Below are 429 nucleotides of genomic sequence, written 5' to 3' on the forward strand. Positions count from 1 at the left end.
AATCTCACCCAGGCGGCTCGTGAGGGCAAGCTCGATCCGGTGATCGGGCGTGAGAAGGAGATCGAGCGGGTGATGCAGGTCCTGTCCCGCAGGACCAAGAACAACCCGGTGCTGGTGGGTGAGCCCGGTGTGGGTAAGACGGCCGTGGTGGAGGGGTTGTCCCAGAAGATCGTCAAGGGTGAGGTGCCCGAGACGCTGAAGGACAAGCAGCTCTACACGCTGGATCTGGGCGCTCTGGTGGCGGGTTCGCGTTACCGGGGTGACTTCGAGGAGCGGTTGAAGAAGGTCCTCAAGGAGATCCGCACCCGGGGTGACATCATCCTGTTCATCGACGAGCTGCACACGCTGGTCGGTGCGGGCGCGGCCGAGGGCGCGATCGACGCGGCGAGCATCCTGAAGCCGATGCTGGCCCGCGGCGAGCTGCAGACC

General features: G+C 65.3%; 1 protein-coding gene. It reads left to right on the forward strand.

Annotated features, from left to right (window positions below; all coding sequences use genetic code 11):
- On the forward strand, positions 1-429 hold a 429-nt coding region (locus QSK26_RS41520; RefSeq protein ID WP_285780866.1), incomplete at both ends, for an AAA family ATPase.

The organism is Microtetraspora sp. NBRC 13810 (genome assembly GCF_030268685.1).
Lineage (GTDB): Bacteria > Actinomycetota > Actinomycetes > Streptosporangiales > Streptosporangiaceae > BSRQ01.